This is a genomic window from Bradyrhizobium sp. MI1.11 (assembly GCF_055811255.1).
This window is the reverse complement of sequence record NZ_JBVVPM010000142.1, coordinates 1-2,780: the sequence shown is the minus strand read 5'-3', so window position 1 is coordinate 2,780 and position 2,780 is coordinate 1. Positions and strand designations below refer to the sequence as shown.

Genomic DNA, 2,780 nt, shown 5'->3' with positions numbered 1-2,780 from the left:
GCTACCGTCAAACCGCGGCGCACGAAGGGGTCAAAATTGGACGCCGATGAGGGGTCAAATTTACAGGCCGATTGACACAGAGGACGTCGTTCGCTTCCTGCATTCGTCGACGGTGGTCGCGGAATAGCTCCCGGTTTCGATCGACGTTGATAGGCCGGTCATAGGCGAGGCCAATACCGAAGAGGGCGCGGCCTCGGCCTTCTAGAGGGCGATCGGACGGCAGGCGGCCCGGGCCGGCAATGGCTGCGTCCGGCTGTTTTCCGCCGCGCGCCAGCGATATGAAGACACATGATGCAGTTGGCCGCGCGCTTTGCATCGCGAAGCAAAATAGCCGGCCTCCGCCATCCTTCGCTGCCGCTTCGGCCCTTTCGGGTTCTGGCCCGGTCCGCCCGCCGTCAGAGGATCGCCACGAAGGCCGCGATGGTCGCGGCCGATCCGGCAAAGGACCTCTTCCCATGACCGACCATGACGACATCGAACCGCCGCATGCCTCTTCTTCAACCGACCACGTCCTCACCGAATTACAGCTCTTCGGCTATCGTTCCTTCGACGACCAACCCGATCCAAGGCCGCTTCCGGAAGGCAAGATGATCGCCGGCGCCGTAGTCGATATCTTCGACGCCCTGGTTGCAACCCTGAACGACACGCGGCTCGAGCCGGACCTTGATGATCTGCTCTGGTCGACCGTCAACCTGTTCCATCGGGCCCTCGACCGCATCGAACGGCAGCTCGATGACAACGAACAAGCGCAGAATAAGAGCCAGCGCGAGCAGAACGGCTCGGAAGTGCGATCGGTCGAACTCGAGCGCCTGACGGCCGAAGGCATCTCACTGATCGAGCGTCGCAATTGCCTGGAACTGTTCCGGGATCAGGCCATCGAGCGATTTGAGGTCCACACCGGCTCGGCCTGGCGTCCTCGGTCGGGATCATTGGTCAATCACCGCACGCTCACCGCGGCAATGATCGACTCCCGTGACTTCATCGCAGCAAAACGCCGCGCCGAGACTGAGGTCATGTTGCCGCCGGGGCCGAAGATCGCACTCACTGGCGGGCTCGATTTCAACGATCATCACCTGATCTGGGATCGGCTCGACAAAGTTCATGCCAAGCATCCCGACATGGTCCTCCTCCATGGCGGCTCCCCGAAAGGCGCCGAACTGATCGCCTCGAAATGGGCGACCAATCGCAAGGTGCCACAGATCGCCTTCAAACCCGATTGGACGAAACACGCCAAGGCGGCGCCGTTCAAGCGCAACGATGCGTTGCTCGAGCTTCTGCCGATCGGCGTCATGCATTTCCCGGGCACGGGAATTCAGGACAATCTCGCCGATAAGGCGAAGCGGCTCGGCATTCCCGTCTGGAAGTTCGGCGGCGCATGAGCGCCGTCGCCTCGAAGACGCCAAGGTGGAGTTGCTCGCCGCAACTCCGCCTCGTTTCGTTTTTACATCCGAAACTGCGCCGTGGTGGTGGTGGAAGGCGCGATTGATAAATCCATGCACATGGAGCCACCACCATGCTCGCCATTGGGCTTGTTCTCAACACACTCGGTATCGGTTTGTTTTGCTGGGCCATCTTTGCGCTCGCGGTGTATGCGCTACCGTTTTTCGTCGCACTCAGTGTCGGGATGTTGGCATTTCGTCATGGCGCGGGCGTCTTCGGCGCACTGCTTATCGGAATTGCTTCTGGCACGCTGACGCTTGCCGTTGGTCAGGTCGCCGTCGCCGTTAGTCGGTCCTTGATCTTGCGCGTCGCGATCGCAACCGTATTCACGGTCCCCGCAGCGATCGCCGGCTATCAGGTGATTTTTGTCCTGTCGCAGATCGGGGTGCCTTCATTGGCTTGGCGCGAGGCCTTCGCATGCGGAGGTGCGGTTTGCATCGGCGGCACGGCATGGACACGCTTGGCCGTTTTTGCGGGGACCCTCCCATCGGAGTCGACCGGGGTGGTGGAGAATGCGCCTGAACCAGTTCTCACAGCCGCCGCGCACGAGCGGTGAGGCTTCGTCGCGATCATCGGCCGAGCCAGACGGCACAGGGCGTCACGTTGAACGAGGGATCATCGAGCTTGAGCGAGAGGTAACCGCGTTCCCTCCTCGGGGCGCTTAAGCAAGCCGTACCGGTCTCTGTCTGGCCCACATAGCTGCGGTGGAGCGGCGCGCTCCGTTCGATCATTCGTTCCGGGACGATATCGCCCTTTGCGGCAGATTGTTTCTCGTTCTGCGCCGAACCGTATCAACCTCTTGTGCAGCAGAACCGAGATTCGCCAGTCTTCTCCTCAAGATTGCGGTTCAGCACGCAGACCACGTGGCCTCGTTGATGGCTTGATCTGGCCGAAGACCGGCTGCGCCTCGATCGTCTGAGCCGCAACGCCGTTGCTGCGACTTTCTTCCCCTGGGCTTTGCCCATTCCTCGCGAGGCAAGAAAGTCGCCGCAACGACGTCCTCCGCTGCGCTCCGGCCCGCGAGCGGGTGCGTCGCCGATCGTCTTCGGCCTTTAGATCGCCATCGAGGCCGCGGTGGTCGCGGGCTCGAAACTCAACAGGAGAAGTGACATGGCTAACATCGGTTCTTTCAAGAAGGTCGGCAACGATTTCCAGGGCGAGATCGTCACCCTGAGCCTGCAAGCCAAGGGCGTCCGTATCATCGCCGAGACCAACCGCTCCAACGACAACGCTCCCAGCCACCGCATCTACGTGGGCCGGGCGGATTATGCGTAGCGCGGGATTATGCGGAGTCGTGGACTGGTAGCCGCGATTTTCCCGAGCTTTTGCGACTGCGCCGC

At 61.6% G+C, this 2,780-nt stretch carries 3 protein-coding genes and 1 pseudogene; 3 read left to right on the top strand and 1 reads right to left on the bottom strand.

What is annotated here, in order from left to right:
* The first annotated feature begins 455 nt into the window (after positions 1 to 455).
* Positions 456 to 1,379 (top strand): DUF2493 domain-containing protein, encoded by a 924-nt coding sequence (locus tag AC0L30_RS42640; RefSeq protein WP_473406759.1) that lies wholly within the window; start codon positions 456 to 458, stop codon positions 1,377 to 1,379.
* A gap of 134 nt (positions 1,380 to 1,513) precedes the next feature.
* A complete protein-coding gene (locus AC0L30_RS42635) occupies positions 1,514 to 1,996 on the top strand; it encodes a hypothetical protein (protein ID WP_473406758.1) in 483 nt (160 codons plus the stop codon).
* A gap of 13 nt (positions 1,997 to 2,009) precedes the next feature.
* Here the strand turns inward: AC0L30_RS42635 and AC0L30_RS42630 are convergent, their stop codons facing one another.
* The gene (locus AC0L30_RS42630; RefSeq protein ID WP_473406757.1) at positions 2,010 to 2,171 is read right to left on the bottom strand and encodes a DUF736 family protein; all 162 of its coding nucleotides are present in this window, start codon (positions 2,169 to 2,171) and stop codon (positions 2,010 to 2,012) included.
* 379 nt (positions 2,172 to 2,550) lie between these two features.
* Between AC0L30_RS42630 and AC0L30_RS42625 the strand changes: the two are divergent.
* A pseudogene (locus AC0L30_RS42625) lies at positions 2,551 to 2,706 on the top strand (DUF736 family protein); the annotation flags it as partial.
* Between the last annotated feature and the right edge of the window lie 74 nt (positions 2,707 to 2,780).